Origin of the sequence: Exiguobacterium sp. s124, assembly GCF_018617485.1 — a bacterium.
In the GTDB taxonomy this organism is placed as follows: Bacteria; Bacillota; Bacilli; order Exiguobacteriales; family Exiguobacteriaceae; genus Exiguobacterium; species Exiguobacterium aestuarii.
Map to the genome: position 1 here is coordinate 401,552 of NZ_JACSKH010000001.1, position 19,121 is coordinate 420,672.

Annotated in this window: 17 protein-coding genes; 11 read left to right on the forward strand and 6 right to left on the reverse strand. The window is 47.6% G+C overall.

What is annotated here, in order from left to right; translation table 11 throughout:
- Positions 1-175: 175 nt before the first annotated feature.
- From KNO85_RS02130 to KNO85_RS02170, 9 genes are read left to right on the forward strand one after another with little or no spacing between them, the layout of a single operon-like run.
- Positions 176-1,201 carry a polysaccharide biosynthesis protein gene (locus KNO85_RS02130; protein WP_214786527.1) on the forward strand — a complete coding sequence of 342 codons (1,026 nt, stop codon included), beginning with the start codon at positions 176-178 and terminating at the stop codon, positions 1,199-1,201.
- The gene (locus KNO85_RS02135) at positions 1,198-2,370 is read left to right on the forward strand and encodes a polysaccharide biosynthesis C-terminal domain-containing protein (RefSeq protein ID WP_214786530.1); all 1,173 of its coding nucleotides are present in this window, start codon (positions 1,198-1,200) and stop codon (positions 2,368-2,370) included. The genes KNO85_RS02130 and KNO85_RS02135 overlap by 4 nt, the downstream gene beginning before the upstream one ends.
- Positions 2,297-3,448 carry a non-hydrolyzing UDP-N-acetylglucosamine 2-epimerase gene (gene wecB / locus KNO85_RS02140; RefSeq protein ID WP_214786532.1) on the forward strand — a complete coding sequence of 384 codons (1,152 nt, stop codon included), beginning with the start codon at positions 2,297-2,299 and terminating at the stop codon, positions 3,446-3,448. Before KNO85_RS02135 ends, wecB begins: the two co-directional genes overlap by 74 nt.
- Before the next feature lie 3 nt (positions 3,449-3,451).
- Positions 3,452-4,582, forward strand: a complete 1,131-nt coding sequence (locus tag KNO85_RS02145) for a glycosyltransferase family 4 protein (protein WP_214786534.1) — start codon at positions 3,452-3,454, stop codon at positions 4,580-4,582.
- Positions 4,583-4,594: 12 nt separating this feature from the next.
- Positions 4,595-5,311 carry a WbqC family protein gene (locus tag KNO85_RS02150; protein ID WP_214786536.1) on the forward strand — a complete coding sequence of 239 codons (717 nt, stop codon included), beginning with the start codon at positions 4,595-4,597 and terminating at the stop codon, positions 5,309-5,311.
- A gap of 10 nt (positions 5,312-5,321) precedes the next feature.
- Positions 5,322-6,479: a DegT/DnrJ/EryC1/StrS family aminotransferase gene (locus KNO85_RS02155; protein ID WP_214786538.1), complete on the forward strand. Its 1,158-nt coding sequence runs from the start codon at positions 5,322-5,324 to the stop codon at positions 6,477-6,479.
- Complete coding sequence (gene rfbA / locus KNO85_RS02160) at positions 6,476-7,447, forward strand: glucose-1-phosphate thymidylyltransferase RfbA (RefSeq protein WP_214786540.1); 972 nt, start codon at positions 6,476-6,478, stop codon at positions 7,445-7,447. Before KNO85_RS02155 ends, rfbA begins: the two co-directional genes overlap by 4 nt.
- A complete protein-coding gene (gene rfbB, locus KNO85_RS02165) occupies positions 7,353-8,408 on the forward strand; it encodes a dTDP-glucose 4,6-dehydratase (protein ID WP_214786542.1) in 1,056 nt (351 codons plus the stop codon). Before rfbA ends, rfbB begins: the two co-directional genes overlap by 95 nt.
- Positions 8,405-9,061 (forward strand): sugar transferase, encoded by a 657-nt coding sequence (locus tag KNO85_RS02170; protein ID WP_446681865.1) that lies wholly within the window; start codon positions 8,405-8,407, stop codon positions 9,059-9,061. Before rfbB ends, KNO85_RS02170 begins: the two co-directional genes overlap by 4 nt.
- Before the next feature lie 7 nt (positions 9,062-9,068).
- On the opposite strand, the gene KNO85_RS02175 is transcribed toward KNO85_RS02170, so the two are convergent.
- From KNO85_RS02175 to KNO85_RS02190, 4 genes are all read right to left on the reverse strand, one after another.
- Positions 9,069-9,923: a polysaccharide deacetylase family protein gene (locus KNO85_RS02175; protein WP_214786546.1), complete on the reverse strand. Its 855-nt coding sequence runs from the start codon at positions 9,921-9,923 to the stop codon at positions 9,069-9,071.
- Complete coding sequence (gene pgaD, locus KNO85_RS02180; protein ID WP_214786548.1) at positions 9,920-10,384, reverse strand: poly-beta-1,6-N-acetyl-D-glucosamine biosynthesis protein PgaD; 465 nt, start codon at positions 10,382-10,384, stop codon at positions 9,920-9,922. The genes KNO85_RS02175 and pgaD overlap by 4 nt, the downstream gene beginning before the upstream one ends.
- Positions 10,342-11,601, reverse strand: coding sequence for a poly-beta-1,6-N-acetyl-D-glucosamine synthase (pgaC, locus tag KNO85_RS02185; RefSeq protein ID WP_214786550.1), 1,260 nt, complete (start codon positions 11,599-11,601; stop codon positions 10,342-10,344). Before pgaC ends, pgaD begins: the two co-directional genes overlap by 43 nt.
- 283 nt (positions 11,602-11,884) lie before the next feature.
- Positions 11,885-12,145 carry a hypothetical protein gene (locus KNO85_RS02190; RefSeq protein ID WP_214786552.1) on the reverse strand — a complete coding sequence of 87 codons (261 nt, stop codon included), beginning with the start codon at positions 12,143-12,145 and terminating at the stop codon, positions 11,885-11,887.
- A gap of 104 nt (positions 12,146-12,249) precedes the next feature.
- Here KNO85_RS02190 and KNO85_RS02195 point away from each other — a divergent pair, with 104 nt between their 5' ends.
- Together KNO85_RS02195 and KNO85_RS02200 are read left to right on the forward strand one after the other, a co-directional pair.
- Positions 12,250-13,491 carry a UDP-glucose dehydrogenase family protein gene (locus KNO85_RS02195; RefSeq protein ID WP_214786554.1) on the forward strand — a complete coding sequence of 414 codons (1,242 nt, stop codon included), beginning with the start codon at positions 12,250-12,252 and terminating at the stop codon, positions 13,489-13,491.
- A gap of 97 nt (positions 13,492-13,588) precedes the next feature.
- Entirely contained in the window at positions 13,589-14,317 is a 729-nt protein-coding gene (locus tag KNO85_RS02200) for a DUF3784 domain-containing protein (protein WP_214786557.1), read from the forward strand.
- Positions 14,318-14,329: 12 nt separating this feature from the next.
- On the opposite strand, the gene KNO85_RS02205 is transcribed toward KNO85_RS02200, so the two are convergent.
- Both KNO85_RS02205 and KNO85_RS02210 read right to left on the reverse strand, forming a co-directional pair.
- Positions 14,330-17,026 (reverse strand): EAL domain-containing protein, encoded by a 2,697-nt coding sequence (locus KNO85_RS02205; RefSeq protein WP_214786559.1) that lies wholly within the window; start codon positions 17,024-17,026, stop codon positions 14,330-14,332.
- A gap of 112 nt (positions 17,027-17,138) precedes the next feature.
- Positions 17,139-18,941 carry a C40 family peptidase gene (locus KNO85_RS02210; RefSeq protein ID WP_214786561.1) on the reverse strand — a complete coding sequence of 601 codons (1,803 nt, stop codon included), beginning with the start codon at positions 18,939-18,941 and terminating at the stop codon, positions 17,139-17,141.
- Positions 18,942-19,121: the final 180 nt, after the last annotated feature.

Consider the following 19,121-nt stretch of genomic DNA (forward strand, 5'->3'; position numbering starts at 1 on the left):
ACCGAGGATGCTTTTTCTAATTATGGAAACGCGCCATCAAGCCATCTTTCAAAAAAATGATACACATATCTTTCAGATTCTTGTATGAGAAGGGTATCACGTTAATATCCACTCATTGCAATAGTTTTCCAATCACCGATAGAAGCCATTTACATCATGAAGGAGAGGATCTGCAATGTTTCAAGATAAGACGTTACTCATCACAGGAGGGACTGGGTCGTTCGGTCACGCGGTCATGCAACGCTTCCTCAAAACGGACATTAAAGAGATTCGTATCTTCTCGCGCGATGAGAAGAAACAAGACGATATGCGTAAGCTCTATATGGACGATAAACTCAAGTTTTATATCGGGGACGTCCGTGACGTGAACAGTGTTCGTAACGCCATGTACGGAGTCGACTATGTTTTTCACGCAGCGGCATTGAAACAAGTCCCGTCTTGTGAGTTCTTCCCGCTCGAAGCAGTCAAGACGAACGTACTCGGTACAGATAACGTCTTGACGGCAGCCGTCGAGCAACAGGTGAAAAAAGTGATTTGTCTCTCAACAGACAAAGCAGCTTACCCAATCAATGCGATGGGCATCTCGAAGGCGATGATGGAAAAAGTGTTCGTCGCGAAAGCAAAAGCGGTTCGTCCGGATCAAACGCTCATTTGTGGGACACGTTACGGAAACGTCATGGCGTCGCGTGGTTCGGTCATCCCGCTCTTCGTCGAACAGATCAAACGAGGTGAACCGTTGACGGTAACGGACCCATTCATGACACGGTTCTTGATGAGTTTAGAAGACGCGGTCGAACTCGTCGTCTTCGCCTTCAAAAACGCACATGCCGGAGACATCATGGTCCAGAAAGCACCAGCTTCCACGATCGGGACGTTGGCACAAGCGCTCATCGAACTATTCGGTGTCGACAATCCGATCAAAGTCATCGGGACACGTCACGGGGAGAAACAGTACGAGACACTCTTGACGCGAGAAGAGAATGTAGTCGCAGAAGATATGGGTGGCTTTTACCGGGTGCCTGCCGATACACGAGACTTGAACTATGAAAAATACTTCAGCGAAGGCAGTCAAAAATTGACCGTCGAAGGCGAGTACAATTCGGCGAACACTGAGCAACTCAACGTCGAACAAGTGAAGCAGCTCCTCATGAAACTTCCTTATATCCAACAAGAGTTGAAGAGCTGGGTGAAAGTCTCATGAAAATCTTAATCACAGGGGCGAACGGGTTTGTCGGAAAGAATTTGAGGGTGACGCTCGAAGCGGCAGGGCATGAAGTGTTTGCCCAAACGCGTGAGACAGACGAGGAGACGTTCGAGACCTACTGTCGCGACGCATCGTTCATCTATCATCTGGCTGGCGTGAATCGACCGAAAGAGGAGCGCGAGTTTTTCGAGGGAAATGTCGGCTTGACGAGACACCTTCTCGATGTGCTGACGCAAGTCGGAAATCCAGCCGCAATCGTGTATGCCTCTTCCGTTCAAGCCGAACTCGACAACCCGTACGGACAAAGCAAGCGTCAAGCCGAGCAATTATTACTTGAAGAAGTGACCCGGACTGGGCGTCAGGTGATGATCTATCGACTTCCGAACTTATTCGGGAAATGGAGCCGCCCAGATTACAACAGCGTCGTCGCCACATTTTGTGACCGAGTCGCCAAAGAGGAGCCGATTGAAATCCATGATCCGAATCGAACCGTCACCCTCGCTTATATCGATGACGTCATAGAGACTTTCGTGCATGTGCTGGAACATCCGGTCGTTGGCTATCAGATGGTTGAAACACATGAACCGGTTACGTTGGAACGTCTGGCTAATCTCCTTCTTTCGTTTCGCGATAGTCGGAAGAGTCTAGCCGTCCCTGCGCTCGATGACCGCCTCACGAAGCAACTATACAGCACGTATCTCAGCTATTTGCCCGTCGATGCATTCGGATATGACCTATTGAAACATGAGGATGCGCGAGGATCGTTCACCGAATTCCTTCGGACACCCGACCGAGGTCAGGTCTCAGTCAATGTGGCCAAGCCAGGAATCACGAAAGGGAACCACTGGCATCATACGAAGAATGAAAAGTTTTTGGTGGTCAGCGGGGAGGCGAACATCCACTTTCGAAAAGTCGGAGAGGATATCGTCCACTCGTATTATGTGACGGGTGAAATGATGCGCGTCATTGACATCCCTGTCGGTTATACGCACAGTATCGAAAACGTTGGGACGGTAGATTTGGTGACGGTCATGTGGGTCAATGAAGCGTTCGATCCAAATCGTCCGGATACTTATATCATGGAGGTGCAAGATGAAACAGCTCAAAGTGATGACCATCGTCGGGACGAGACCCGAGATCATTCGTCTGTCGGCCGTCCTTCATAAACTTGAACAATCTGAAGCCATCGAGCACATCCTTGTGCACACCGGACAAAACTATGACTACGAATTAAATGAAGTCTTCTTTGAAGACTTTGGGCTACGAAAACCAGACCACTTTTTAAATGCAGCGACAGGTAGCCCGATGGAGACGATCGGCAACATCTTGATCCACATCGACCCGATTTTAGAGCAGGAACGTCCCGACGCGGTCCTCATCCTAGGGGATACGAACTCTTGCTTGACGGCCATCGCGGCCAAGCGACGGAAGATTCCGATTTTCCATATGGAAGCGGGCAATCGTTGCTTCGACCAGCGCGTACCGGAAGAGACGAACCGCAAAATCGTGGACCATACGTCAGATATCAACTTGACGTATAGCGATATTGCCCGGGAATATCTGCTTCGTGAAGGGTTACCACCAGAACGGGTGATCAAGACGGGGAGTCCGATGTATGAAGTGCTCGCTTCAAAACGTGAGGCCATCGAACAGTCGGACGTACTCGACCGACTGGGCTTAATACGGGAGGGATACTTTCTCGTCTCTGCTCATCGGGAAGAGAATATCAATTCAGACAAACATTTCATCACGCTCGTGGACAGTTTGAATACGGTAGCTGACGTGTACGACCTTCCTGTTATCGTAAGCACGCACCCACGCACGATGAAGCGGATCCAAGAGTTGAACATCACGTTTCATCCACATGTCCGTTTACTCAAGCCACTCGGTTTTATCGATTACAATCACCTGCAACTTCACGCGAAGTCGGTCCTCAGTGACAGCGGGACGATCAGCGAAGAGTCTTCGATTCTTGGGTTGCGAGGTCTGAATATTCGCGAGAGTCATGAACGTCCAGAAGCGATGGAGGAAGGGGCTGTCCTCATGGTCGGTCTCGAGAAAGAACGGATTCTTCAAGGGATTTCTGTCGTCTTGTCACAACCACGCCCACGACTCGTCAGTGACTATAGTATGCCGAACGTCTCGGACAAGGTCGTGCGAATCCTCTTGTCCTACACGGACTACGTTCGACGTGAAGTATGGAAAGGTAGCGTCGACCCGAGACAGGTCGTCAAGGAGGGATAAACGATGAAACAGAAGCTCGTCTTTATTAGTAATATCGCGTCTCCGTATCAAGTGAAACTCTGTTATGCCCTAGAAGAATATTTCGATGCAGAGTTTTGGTTTTATGAACACTTGGATGCGAACCGACCGGACTGGTGGAAAATCCCGCTCGGAGACAAGTGTAAGATTTTAAAGTATTCGAAACGGTTCCCGAAACTGAGCTATCTCTCACTCGGGTTGATTCCTGAACTCATTCGTTTCAAACCTGACATCATCTTGCTCGGAGGATTCATGCCGATGCACGCACTGATCACGAAAGTAGCGAAACGGTTAGGCATCAAAACGGTCGTCATGAGTGAGCCGCTTCGTCCACTTCAAAACGACGATGACCCGTCAGACCGATTGATGAATCGGATTGATAACCCTCGAAAAACTCAGTTATTACATTGGATGTTCAAAGATGCGGATTTATACTTCGGCATGGGGACGGTCGCGGTCGACCAGTTCAAACGGGAGTTACAGTTCGACCGCGATAAGGTCGTACATGCCACGTACGCGCAAGATATCGATGCGTATTTCGATCATGGACTCCGTCATAAAAAACAAGGGGACACGTTCAAGTTGTTGTTCGCGAATCGACTGGTCGAACGCTATCAACCGCTCCTCGTCCTCGAGGCGTATCGTAATTTATCGAAACGATACAACTTGGAGCTTTACTTGAATCACTCGGGTCAACAACTCGAAGCCTGTAAATCATATATCGCGGAACATCATCTCGAGAACGTCCATTTCTTAGATGAGATTCGGGCATGGGACGAGATGCCAATCGTATATGAACAAGCGGATATCTTGATCCTCCCGGCGACGTACTCGAACGGGAACGGGACAATCATCGAGGCACGTGCTTCCGGGATGGGTGTCGTCATCAGCAATCAGATTAACAACGTATCGCATCATTCGGTGGATGGAGAGAACTGTTACATGTGTGATGTCACGGTGGAGTCCATCGAAGCGGGAATCGAGCAATATTTGGCACATCCAGAGCGCTTAATCGAACATGGAAAGCTCTCTCGGGAACTCGTGAAATTCCATCGAAATGATGTGACAGCAAAAGGGTATTATGACACGTTGCGAGAGAAGCAAATCATTTCGTGAAGGAGTGTTCGTATGAAAGTCGCCATCATGCAGCCGTACTTTTTCCCTTACCTCGGCTACTTCCAACTGATGCACGCCGTCGATACATTTGTCATTTTCGACGATGTCCAATTTATCAAAAAAGGGTGGATTCATCGGAATCAGATTGTACTGGACGGTGAACCCCATCCGTTCACCTTATCGATTCAGAAGATGAGTCAAAACAAGTTGATTTGTGAGCATGAACGGGCGCTCGCGGAAGAAACGGTTTTGAGGCAAATCAAACAGTTGCACCATGCGTATCATCGGGCACCTTATTTTGAAGAGGCCATGCCGATTCTCGAACGCGCGCTTTCGAATCCCGAACAAAACGTCGCGACCTATCTCGCTCAAGGTCTACAAGAAGTTGCTCGTTATCTCCACATCGACACGACGTTTCTCTATACGTCAAATCTTAATGGAGACCCGACGTTGAGAGGGCAGGAACGAATCCTTGACTATTGCAGGCAACTCGGCGCAACCCATTACATCAATGCAATCAACGGTAGAGCACTTTATGACGAGGAGTCGTTTCGGCAATCGGGCATGGCGTTATCCTTTTTACAATCGGAACTGCCGACGTATCGGCAGGAGACGGATACATTTCTTCCATACATGTCCATCATCGACTGCATGATGAACTGTTCTGCTCAACATATTCATGAAATGCTTCATCGTTACGAGCTTGTCGCCAATCACCAACCGACTTAGGAGGGAGCATATGTTGCACATCGTTGATCTTCAGTCGAGCACACCACCGCTACCATCACACGAGCCTATCATCCCCGTCATTCAATCGGCACTCCCTCCATTCGAAGAGTATGTGGAGGAAATCCGATCGTTGTGGGAGTCAAAATGGCTAACGAACAATGGGACCAAGCACCAACAACTTGAACAGGCGCTGAAAGAATATCTAAAAGTCGAACAAGTGGCCCTCTTCACAAACGGTCACCTCGCGTTAGAGGCCGCGATTGAGGCGCTCGGATTGACGGGAGAAGTTATCACGACACCGTTTACGTTCGCCTCAACGACACACGCGTTGATTCGAAAAGGATTGACACCGGTCTTTGGGGATATTCGGGCAGACAACTATACGCTCGATGCTTCAAAACTAGAGCGATTGATCACATCGAAAACATCCGCCATTCTACCCGTGCACGTATACGGAAATGTTTGTGACGTCGAAGCGATTGAGGCGATCGCCAAAAAACATCACTTGAAGGTGATTTATGATGCAGCCCACACGTTCGGTGTGACGGTGAATGGACGAGGAATCGGAACGTTCGGAGATGTGTCGATGTTCAGTTTTCATGCGACGAAAGTCTTCCATACGATTGAGGGCGGGGCACTCACATTCAATGACCCAGCGCTAAAACCACGTTTCGAACGACTAAAAAACTTTGGGATCACCGGTCCTGAAACCGTCAAAGAACCAGGTGGAAATGCGAAGATGAATGAATTTCAAGCGGCGATGGGACTATGTAATCTGCGCCGTATCGATGAAGTGATGGCAAAACGGAAGCGGGTCAGAGAACAATATGATGCCTCGCTGAAAGGAATACCAGGTATTCGTGTACTCGAGTATCAGCCAGGTGTCCACCCGAACCATTCCTACTATCCAATCGTTTTCACGGATGCAGTCAATCGTCGAGACGAGATGGAGACGCTGCTTGCCACAAAAGGTGTGTTGACGAGAAAGTATTTTTATCCGCTCGTCACGGACTATGACTGGATGGAAAATCGATTTGCGAGCCGTCGGACACCGGTCGCTCAACAGATTGCGGATCGCGTTCTGACGTTACCACTTTATCCGGATTTGACACCGACCGACGTCACACGCATTTGTGACATCTTGAGAGAAAGGATGATGACACGATGAAAGGGATCATATTAGCAGGCGGGAACGGTACGCGCCTCTATCCGATGACAAAAGCTGTATCGAAACAACTCTTACCAATTTACGACAAGCCGCTCATCTATTATCCGATGTCGGTCTTGATGCTCGCGGGTATCCGAGAAGTGCTCGTCATCTCTACTCCTCAAGACATCGGAGGATATGAACGTCTCTTCGGTGATGGTCATCAACTCGGGATTGAAGTGACGTACAAGGTTCAAACGAAACCGGTTGGCTTAGCTGACGCCTTTATATTAGGGGAAACGTTTATCGGCGATGATTCGGTTTGTCTCATCTTAGGCGACAACGTCTTCTACGGACCAGATTTGACCCGATTTTTACGAGACGCGCAAGCGAAGACGAAAGGCGCGACGGTGTTCGGCTATCCGGTGAAAGATCCGCGGGCGTTCGGTGTTGTCGAGTTCGATGAAAATCACCGAGTCGTCTCCATCGAAGAAAAACCGGTCGCTCCAAAATCGAACTATGCGGTGCCAGGCTTATACTTTTATGACAATCAAGTCGTCGAATTTGCGAAACAAGTCAAACCGTCACCACGAGGGGAACTTGAAATCACATCCATTAACAACATGTATCTCGAGCGCGGCGAGCTGAACGTCGTCTTGTTCGGTCGGGGGATGGCATGGCTCGATACAGGAACTCCAGAAGGGATGATCAAAGCGTCCATCTTTGTCCAGACGGTGCAAGAACGACAAGGCTACTATATTGCGTGTCTTGAAGAAATTGCGTGGCGACGTGGTTTTATCACACGTGAACAGCTCCGGGACATCGGCTTGACGCTCAAGATGACCGACTACGGTCAATATTTAATCTCACTCGTAGAGGAAGGGGAACAGACAAATGCATACGATCCTAGTGACTGGCGGAGCCGGGTTCATCGGTTCAAATTTCATAAAACACTATCGGGCAAAACATCCGACGTCCCGCATTCTTAACGTCGACGCGCTGACATATGCAGGCAATCTTAAAAACATCCAGGAGTTTGAGACCGACCCGCTCTACGTATTTCGAAAAGTAGATATTCGGGATCGTCCCGCCATCGACGAACTGTTCACATTGTTCAAAGTGGATGAAGTCGTCCACTTTGCGGCAGAATCGCATGTTGACCGCAGTATCCTCGAGCCTGAGCTGTTCTTATCGACAAATGTACTCGGGACACAAGTGTTGTTAGATGTGGCGATGCGTCATTGGAAACTGAACCCGGACGACAAATATAGCCGAGAGTACCGAGCGGGTGTCTGTTTTGTCCACGTCTCGACAGACGAGGTATATGGATCACTCGGCGAGACCGGTTATTTTACGGAAGATTCACCGATTGCACCGAATAGTCCGTATTCAGCGTCAAAAGCCAGCTCGGATTTACTAGTCCGTTCGTATCATGAAACGTACGGTTTTCCAGTCAAAACGACACGTTGCAGCAACAACTATGGACCGTATCAATTCCCAGAAAAACTGATTCCGCTCATGGTGCATCATTGCATGACCGAAAAACTGCTTCCCGTATATGGAGATGGGGGACACATTCGAGACTGGCTACACGTTCAAGATCATTGTGAAGCCATCGACCTCGTTCGGGAAAAAGGACGCTTCGGCGAGGTGTATAATATCGGTGGGAATAATGAGTTGACGAATCTCGAACTCGTCCGTACGATTTTGCAAGTGTTTCAACAATCCGAGGACCAGATTCAATTCGTGACCGATCGACCAGGACATGACCGTCGCTATGCAATCGATGCTTCTAAAATGCGCGAAGAACTCGGATGGGCGCCTCGTTATCAATTTGAGCAAGGAATCGAAGAGACAATCGAATGGTATCGTACACATTCAGAATGGGTGGAGGACGTTGTATCGGGAGCCTATCGCGACTACTACGAAAAAATGTACGCTTCTCTATAGAAAGGGGAAGGTTCAATATGTATGAACGACATTTTAAACGAACTCAAGATATCACGTTAGCATCGCTCGCACTACTCGTATTGAGCCCGATCTTATTCGTTGTCGGTGTGATGATTCGAATCAAGCTCGGAGGTCCCATTTTCTTTCTGCAGGAACGCCCAGGCAAAGATGGCGTAGTGTTCCATTTAATCAAATTTCGAACGATGACAGAGGAGCGAGATGAAAACGGGGAACTGTTACCAGATGACAAGCGTTTGACCCCATTCGGTCAGAAGTTACGTTCCCTCAGCATCGATGAGTTACCGAGTCTGATCAATATTTTAAAAGGTGACCTATCAATTGTTGGTCCTCGGCCGCTACTTGTCGAGTATCTACCTAGATATAGTGTGGAACAGAAACGTCGTCACGATGTGAGGCCTGGATTGACGGGACTCGCTCAAGTGAACGGTCGCAACCGCCTATCTTGGGAAGATCGCTTCGATTTAGACGTTCATTACGTTGACCACATCACGTTTTTAGGAGACTGGAAAATTATCTTTCAGACAGCATATAAAGTGTTCAAACGGGATGGGATTTCTTCCGATACATCGGCAACCATGGAAGCCTTTATGGGAAGTGACGTAAATGAAAAACAAGACGCACTCAGTCGGTGAGGGCGTCTTATTTTGATGTAAAGTATGGTTTAACGAATTTGTCGAATAGTTGTTTGTCGAGTAAGTACCGATTAATGAAGAGAGGCGAATTTTCATTCGTGATCGGGTTCGGGCTCAAGATGAAAGCATCGGTGAAGCCTTCAGACTGCGCGACGGCCGTCACCGCATCATCAGTCTCTCCAAATGGGTATGCAATCGAGGTCACGTTCACCCCTAGTTCTGCCTGAAGCGTCTCACGACTTTTGCTGAGATCTTCCCGAAACGCTTCGTGTTGAGTCGGATTCAAAAATGTCGCCTGCCCATCCTCGATGTAATGGAAGTCATGTGTATGAGAACCGAAGTCGGCAAACCCGCTCTCGTTCATCTCCCTCAATTCATCCCATGTCGAAAGTTCTAAATTTTGAAAGCGTTCGCCGACATGTCCTGTGATGACAAATAATGTGAACGGGACTTGCATTTCTTTTAAAACCGGGTAGGCATTCTCGTATACGGTATGGTCCACATCATCAAAGGATAGCCATATACAGTTGTCAGGTATCGGGTTACCGCGAACGTATCCTGCCAACTCTTCTGCTGTTGCGAAGTGAACGTCTTGTTGTTTGAGCCAGTTGATTTGGTCCTCGAATTCGTCTGCATACACATTGTATTTGGTCAGGTTATCAGATTTGGAAATCATTTCAACCGCCTTATTCCATACATTCGGTGTCTTGATCCGATGATAATTCAGAGCGAGGCAGACGCCCTCCTTTGCGAGAAGCTCAGGGTCGGGTACCTCTGAGTCGTTGGACATGATGTCCTGTACTTTCCAGACGGTGAACAGTATGACGACCAGTACAATTGCCCATTTGAACCAATGTTTCATTCGTCGAGCTCCTTGACAGGATTTTTTTCAAAGATGATGACTTTGTCTTGTTGTAGCCTTTCAATTATCGAAGCATCGATTAGACCGAGATTATTCAAGTCTTCGATGGTGGTCGGTACAGGAGGTTTTCGACGTTTTAGTGGGCCATATCTTTTCTTGTTATAGGTTCGCCATACAAAAAGTAAAATGGATAAGCTGATCATGACCAGGACGCCAAAACTGATCAAATCCCGAATATCTGTATTGGTCACGTTTAGCGCAGACTTGAGTGTTGCGATGTAACGGTCATTTTGGTTGAGAAGTGCACTTGTGAAAAACCAAGTGACTACGAACGTATATACCCAAAAGACGATAGTCAGCAAAATCTCAATGAACGATCGAATGAAAGAGCGCTTCGTCTTGATGAGGACGTCTTCTCCTATAAGCTGCTCCGTCTCGTTCCGCGATCGGGAGAGTTCCATGTCGCATATCCTCCTTTCAGAGTTGAACGAATCGCTTTCGGTGTGGCTGCGATGACGACAAACGTATTGAGCATCCAATAAACAGCCGGATACCATGCGGCCCATACATAGTAGCGGAATACATTATCGTATTTCGCATCATTCCAAAGAGAGATGATTAATTGAATATGACTGATCAACACGAGAGCGAACGAGTTATATGTGAACCAAATCAGCATGTCTTGGATCGTATCAGCCGTGATGAGTAGATAGAGCGTGACGATGAGCCAAGCATAAGCCCAAATGACACTGATGACTTGTTCAATATAGACCGGCCAAATTCGGCGTTGTCGCCAATCTTTGAAAATGTCGAAGTGACGTAAGACGACTTCTTGTCCACCTTGAGACCAACGAACGCGCTGTCGCCAAATGCCGGATAGTGATTCAGGTACAAGCATCCAACAAAGTGCTCGTGGTTCGTAACGAATATCCCAAAACTTTCGTTGGAGCTTCCAAGAGACGGCGATATCTTCAGTGATCATGTCGCGGTCCCATAATCCGACAGAGAGCAATGCCTTCTTCCGGAACATCACGATGACCCCGGAGACGGTCATGATTTTACCCATGACACGTTGCGTCCGTTTGATTGAACCAATAATGGAAGCATACTCGACGATTTGCATCCGACTGAGTAGCGTGTCTCGGTTTCGAATACGAGGGTTACCCGTCACTGCACCGACACGCTCTCCCTTTTCAAGGAAGTGACGCACGAGGTAGTAAGGCGCCTCCTCTGATAAAAACGCATCTGAATCGACGCAAAGCAAATATTCGGAATGAGCGGCATGCGCGGCCATATGTAGCGCATTGGCTTTTCCACGGTTTTCATGACAATCAATGACGCGGAGACGTTCATGTTTATCTGCCAATTCGATTAATATTTTCCCGGTATCATCGGAACTTCCGTCATTTACCGCAATCATTTCTAGGTTGGGGTATGTGAGATGATTGAGATAGGTAATCGTTTCTTCAATCGTTTCCGCTTCGTTATAACATGGAATCAGAATACTAATCAGTGGCCATTCTCGTTCGAATAAATCCAATTCTTTCTCTCGTTCTCGGGTCACACTAAATAATAAAGCGCCCGAAATCCAAAATAGAGCCATTACAAATGGGTACCAAAAAACAAACTGAGCCATTGGTTCAATCCAAGGGGCGAATTCTAGTAGATAAAAGGTCATTTGCTGGCTCCTCTCTATCGAAAAATAACACATGTGCGGACAAGGGAATTCGTATAAAATAATATGGATATTTCTACATTATACTAGATGTTGATCTTGTTTTACGATTATCTATTTCAAAAATAGGTAATATTTTAGGTTAGGAATGACGCGTCTGAGTACTAGAACAATTCATCTTGTTCTATAGAGGAATAGAAGTTGTTCACAGCGTATTCATGTATCACGAGAAGGAATTTTACAAGCTTTCTCGAATAGGACAAAAAGAAGAAGCGCCCGACCGAGGTCAAACACTTCTCTTCATTTGCTGTTTTCGATCGCGCTGTACTTTCCAAATCACCGATATGATAACAATCAAGATTGGTGCGAATATCCATGGCTGAGCTTCTAAGATTGAAACCAGTTCAAAAATCGAAAGCCAACCACTCACCATCATCAATACAAGTAGAAAGGTTTTCAGTCCCCCCCGGACTGGAAGCCAAAAATAAACTAATAAAGTCACCAAAAAGAAAGCGATTAAGCCCATGCGGTTTGTCCTTTCACCCATCATTTTGACTCATTATAGCAAAGAACATCGAGAGAGTGTTAGAAGCTTCACTTCTTGAGTGTGTTTGGTTACGCTTAGGAAAGATGATTGAAGGAGGAACTGATGTGAAATTTGGAATTATAGGCTTAGGATATGTCGGATTGGCGACACTATGCGGATTGGCCAAAGCGGGTCATGAGGTCATCGGGGTCGAGACGCACCAAGGGAAGTTAGGTCTCCTGAAGAGTGGTCATCCTCCATTCCACGAACCGGGCATGGCGGACGTGTTACAAGAGCACGCCGATCAAATCACGTTGACCGACGAAATCGCAAATACGGAGCACGTCGACTATTTAATTCTCGCAGTTGGCACTCCAAGTAAGCCTGATGGAAGTTGTGACCTCTTTTATATCGAAACGGCTCTTTCAGAATTAAAGACGAAGCACAAAGTTGTCATTCGTAGCTCGGTCCCACCTGGCACGACGGATTTGTTGAAAATCATGTATCCGTCTCATACGTTTGCGATTGTACCTGAGTTTTTACAAGAAGGGCGCGCCCTCGCAGATGTGATGAAACCACATCGTGTCGTCATTGGATGTGAGGATCTTGAAGTCGCCGAGGAATTAGCGGGGATTTATGGTCGACTCGGTGTTCCGCTCATCTGTACGACGCCGATCAATGCCGAGCTCATCAAATACGCCTCGAACGCCTTTTTGGCGACAAAGATCAGCTTCATGAACGACTTATCTCGTCTAGCCGATGAGGCAGGTGCGGACATCATGACGATTGCAGATGGGATGGGACTCGATCCTCGCATCGGACGCTCGTTCCTCAATGCTGGAATCGGATATGGGGGCTCTTGTTTCCCGAAAGATATGGATGCGCTTCTTCATGTCGCAAAAGAAAACGACGTGAATCTTCGCGTCATCAAGGCGGCAGTGAAAGTGAATGATACACAAGCAGAGTACGTATTATCGAAACTTCATCTAGAGCCTAAGACGCGTGTCGCCATTCTCGGTCTGGCGTTCAAACCAGGAACGGATGATATGCGGGATGCGCCGTCGATTCTACTCGCACACCATATGGTCGCCCGAAATGTTGAGGTCATCGGTTATGATCCGATCGCCACGTGGGAATACCCACAAGCGGCTTCTGTAGAAGAAGCTTTGAAGGGTGCGGATTATGCGATTCTCGTCACGGAATGGGAGGAGCTCGTCAACTTGGCACCCGAGGCCTTCTCAGGTATGCGCCAACGTCGATTACTCGATGCGCGGAATGCGTGGAAATTTGCGCGTGACCCAGGTGACGTTTCGTACGAAGGCATTGGTCGGATGCAACGTCCGTCCAACACGCCGACATCCAATTGATTTTTCAGAGGACCGTTTCGATGAGCGGTCCTCTTTTTGTGTGGGGTGAATCTTTTGCGAGACTTTTGACGTAAATGAAGATGAGGAGGGGAGGCAGATGTGGATTCTTGTATTGGTTGCCATCATCGTCATCACGCTAGGCTTCGCAGTAGACCGGCTCGGATGGCACGATTTGATTTCAGGATACAATACGATGTCGAGAGAGAAGAAGGACCGGGTGAATATCAAAAAAGTGGCGCGTCTTGTTGCTTGGATGTGTTACGGGATTGGTGCGATCTTTCTCATCATTGCGCTCATCGAGGGATTTGAATTGGATATCCCGCTTGCCCCGTTCTTCTTGGTCATCATCGTCTTCATTGTTGTGATGCTTTGGCGTATGCAACGCTATGACGGCAATATCTATGACGAATCCGGAGGTTTAAGACCGGGTGGGAAAAAACGTCTTATCCCGATTGTCATCGTCTCCGTCGTCTTGCTCGTCGGCGTGCCAGCGCTCCTGTTTTGGTTCAGTCAACCGACCGACGTGACTGTGACAGACTCCACCATTGTCATTGAAGGGAGCTACGGACGTGAGATCCCGTTTGATGAACTTGAGGACGTGACGTGGACGACGTTACCAGACATCGCTCGGCGGACGAACGGGGCGGATTCAGGCTCACGTCTGACGGGGCATTTTCGGACGGAGGCAGGGGAGGATGTGCTTCTCTTTATCGACCGTGATGTCAAGCCGGTCATTCGCCTCGATTGGTCGGAAGAACCGATTTATCTGAATCAGTCCTCGGCAGAAGCGACGAGGGAGTTATATAAGGACATTCGTTCTCGCTGAAGAAAGGGACACTCATTTCGAGTGTCCCTTCGTGTTGACCCATGATTCAAATGAAACCGCATCAAGAGCGGGTGAGAAGTAATAGCCTTGTCCGAGTTCGACCCCTTCACGGATCATCCGCGATAAGTCACTCTCGGTCTCGATCCCTTCAGCGAGAGCGGTGAGCTCTTGCTCGTTCGCAAAGCGCGAGACGGCACGTAAGAAAGACGTGCTCTCTTTCGCTTTTCCACTTACGTACATACGGTCGATTTTCACTTCCTGAATCGGTAAATGCCAAATCGCTTCGAATGAGGCGTACCCCGTACCGAAGTCATCAATCGAGAGGCAATACCCGAGGTCGGCGATATCTTCCAAGCGCTCTAGCTCACTCGCATACGACATGATATCCGATGACTCGGTCAATTCAATTTTCAAGCGGTCCGGTAACCATGGATACGATTCAATCGAATCACGAAGCTTTGTCACAATCGATGGATCGACGGAGTGGGCCGACAAGTTGAACGATAAGGAGATGTCTTCAAATATCGTTCCTTGCCATGCGACGAGCTGTTCAATCGTCAGGTCGAGGATGTTGTGTGACAACCAAAGGATTTGATCAGATCGTTCAGCGATGCGAATGAACTCGTTCGGAGGAATGACCCCGATTTCTGGATGAGTCCATCGGGCGAGCACTTCCGCTCCGACAACGCGTCCTGTTTTTAGTTCGACTTGTGGCTGATAAGCGACCGTCAACTCACCTTTTCGAATCGCATCGGGAAGCGCCTGTTCAATTATGGCGGCGAGTTGCATCTGAGCCAAGATATCCGAGTCATACCAAACCGAGGGCGTGCGTGTCTCTTTCGCGTGTTGCAAGGCTTTCATCGCCTCGAACAAGCAATCGTTATATGCAGGTTTCGTCTCGGTCGCACCAATTTGGATGTGCACGTTTTGTCGTTTGTAGTTGACAATCAATTCGGTTGGGAACAGTTCCATCAGTTCATGTTCATCCTCAGCAGTGAACCCTTTGACGTATAGCATGAACATGTCATCCCGATATCGACCGAAGAGATGGTGCGCATATTTGGATAAACGGGTTTCGACAGCACGTGCAAACTCAGTCATGAGGAGGTCCGCATAGGCAGGGTCGTACCAGTCGACGAGATGATGATAGTCGTGCACTCGGATGAGGATGAACGCCCCTTCAATCTCTTGTCGCTCCCACTTCTGGATGAATCCATACTCGTTATAGAGATTGGTCGCTAAATCGAAGCGGACGAGTCGGTCGACCTTTCGTTCTCGTTCGACTCGATCGGTCTCGTCTTCGACAATCAAATAATACGTCAGTTTTTCTTCCCGCTTGAGCGGAGTCAGTTTGATGTTCAAATATCTGGTGTGTTCACCCTTTAAATGAATGATGAACTGAGCGCTCGTTCCTTGATCAGCTACACCCTCGAGCGCTTGTTCGAACAAACGGCGTCCAGTTTCGGTGAACAGTTGATTGATTTCATATAAGTTTCGGTCTCCAAAAAATTGACGGAACATCTCGTTTCGTTCCATCAGATTATACGAGTCGTCCATTAAAGCGATGGCGAGTCCCGTCTCAGAGAAGAGCGAAGACCAACGTTCGTGATAGCGTACGAGTTCCTGGGAACGATTTTCGAGCTCGTGGACGGTGGAATGAACACTTGCCGCAATCTCACGGAGTTCGTCCTCGATTCCACGAAAATCGTGTGTTTTCGGGAACGTCGCTTCGACCGGATCTAAACTCGGATCGATGGCGAGCGCACGTGCCTTCAGATGTGCCAAGTCGTGATTGTATCGTTTTCGTGTATAGTAGAGCAGAAAAATGAGTCCGAGCGATAAGAAGAGCGTCACAACAAATGATGTCGTGGCAAGGATTCGATAATGTTTACTCTCTTCTCGTAACATCGTCTCAGACGTAGAACGAATCGAGCGAAGGGCAGCGTATGCATCTTCATAGACGTTCGTTGAATTGACGTAACGAGCTTCAAGAGAAGCTTCACTACTTGCCATATTGGCAAATGACTGACCGCTCTCCGCCACATCGATGACCGCTTTTATTTGCAGTGATTCGTTTTGATTGATGATTTTTTGAATGATTGTCGCTTCATTGACGATCAAATCAACGGTGCTTGTCAATTGGTCCTCGTCAATCGGCTCTTGAAACAATGTATCACCACTGCGCGTGAGCAACGACTGCATCCGCATGATTGCATCCGTCAGCTCATATGTCGCATTCGGTTGATTAGTTTGTTCAAGCGCCTGATAGAGCCAGCGGCGATTGATTGAACTGATGACGTCAGACGGGACTGCTTCGAACTCTTCTGCATCGAGAATACGTTCTAATTCGTTCGAGAATGTTTGAAGTGTCTTTCGTTCTCGTTCGTTCACTCCGGACTCAAAGTCTTTCTGTAGTCGTTCATTGTATTGAAGTACGCGTTCCTTATATGGGGTGGACAGGAATGATGTCGCCTGGTTCGATTGCTCCTCATATCGAGTCGCCGCTTCGAACAAGGTGACATACGCTTCGACACCAGCCAGGTTCGCTGCCTGATTCAAGTTCGTAATCGTCTTGTCAATCGCTTCTTGTTTTTCATGCCAGTAATAACTCGTCCCGAGTCCGAATAACAGGACACCGATGAGACAAGCGATTGCCAGTGCCATCGTGTAGGTACGGTATGGAATTTTAGCAAAACGGGGTTGCCCCATCCTGCACCTCCTTTTTTCCTTCATCATACTTCCGAATTCGGGTCGTGAGATGAAATTCCTGCAAAACGAAAGAAAAACCCGACTTTCGTCGGGTTTTGTAGCGTGACAAAAGTCACGGTCGTTTATAACCGATTAAGCGTGATTGCCAATACGGTTCTTGAATTTTATTGTAGCCGAGTCCTGAAGAACCGGAATGAATGAACGTATTTGCATCAATCATAATACCCATATGAGATGGACCAGCTGTGTACGTGTTCTCGAAGAACACAAGGTCACCTGCTTTTGGAGTAAATGATGTACTTAACTGTTGGCCAAAATAAGACCCGGTCCAATAATTATATACGTTTGTTCTCGGAATAGAGACACCAGCTTGATTAAATACATAGTAAATAAGACCAGAACAATCAAATCCTCCGTTTGCTGGACTAGACGAAGCCCATACATAAGGAGATCCTACATATTTTTGAGCAATCGCAATCGTGGCAAGTCGTGTAGCTTGGGCACTTTGACCGTTGATTTGAGTGACATAGGACTTGTGGATGTAGCCGGCTGATGTCCGATAATGGGTTGATGTTTCACCGATTACATTTAAAAGTTCTCCTCTGACGGTAGAACCGACAACTTGACTTGACTCATTTGCCTGAGCGCGAATGACGGTCGGACGATACGTATAAAAAGAATGTTGATCATATGTTCCTTCGACCCAAGATGGAGATTCAGTTGAATTTTTTGAGACCGACTTAACATAAGAGGAAGATACGAACCCGGTCGTATTCCCGTAATAAATTTGATGCCAACCGTTTGAAGTTTGAACGACACGCAAAGTCTGACCTGCCTTGACACTTCCTATTATTGATGAGTTTGTCGTGGCGCTCGAACGGACGTTTAATGATGGGGTGTTAACGACATAGTCAACCTCAGCGTTTCCGGCTCCGGCATCTCCATCATTTGGAGCAATTGGTTCGGTTGGAGTGGTCGTTGTTTGCTTTAAGTAACCTGCGCTGACATATCCAGATTTTCCGTTATACGTGACATAGTACCAGCCACCTGACTTTTTCGTAGCGTTAACAGTGGTACCGTTCGGGATTGTCGCGACGAGCGCATAGCCAATCCCGGCCCCTTTACGCATATTCAAGTTTGCTGTTGTAACGAACTGTTGATCAAGTGAGTTTTCAGTTGGTGTACTAGGCGTACTAGGTACGGTTGGTGTTGAAGGTGTCGCTGATCCTGTTGTCGTTAAATATGTATGGGCGACATAACCTGTTCGTGTCCCGTACTTAACTTGTGACCAAGACCCCTCCCGCTTTAAGATCGTGACTGATTTTCCTTTTGGGATGGTCAGAAGTATACTCGCATTTGTCGAATTTGAAGCACGGAGATTCAAATTGACTGTTGTTTTAGCGGTCGACGTACTAGGCGTCACGCTAGGCGGTGTCGTCGGTACGGGTGTTGTTGAGGTAGAAGTCTTTTTCAAATATCCGTTGTGCACCCAGCCCGTTTGGCCACCGTAGCTCACTTTTGTCCACGTGCCGTTCGTTTGGATTGGCGTGACTACTTTTCCTTTTGGAATCGTCAACAGAATCCGATGAGACGTCCCGGCACCCGAGCGTAAATTCAATGCATCGGTTGTCGTCATTTTCGTTGTGCTCGACGGTGTTAACGATGAACCAGATGTTGAACTAGAAGAGCCTTGAGACAGCTTGAGAGTCTGTCCTACTCGAATCACATCCGAGTTCAGATTGTTCAATGATTTTAGAGTTGATATAGAAAGATTATAGGAACGGCTGATGGACCACAATGAGTCACCGGATCGCACCGTATGTGTGCTTGCGGCAGAAGCCTCATCTGCTTGGGCAAGAAAACTAACTGCTGCAATTGCTGCGACTGAGTAGGTGAGAACAGATTTTTGATTCATGAAGCCACTTCCTTTCTCGAACAACTTATGGTGATGGTTTACAGGCGTATCAATACATTTCCATTCTATTGTACTTGTTATGCAATTTGAGCCGCAATGAAATTGACGATATTTTCAAAATGCCGTTTCGCAAAAAGGGTCAATATTTTTTTTAGTATGCTTAATTCAAGTTGATTTTTT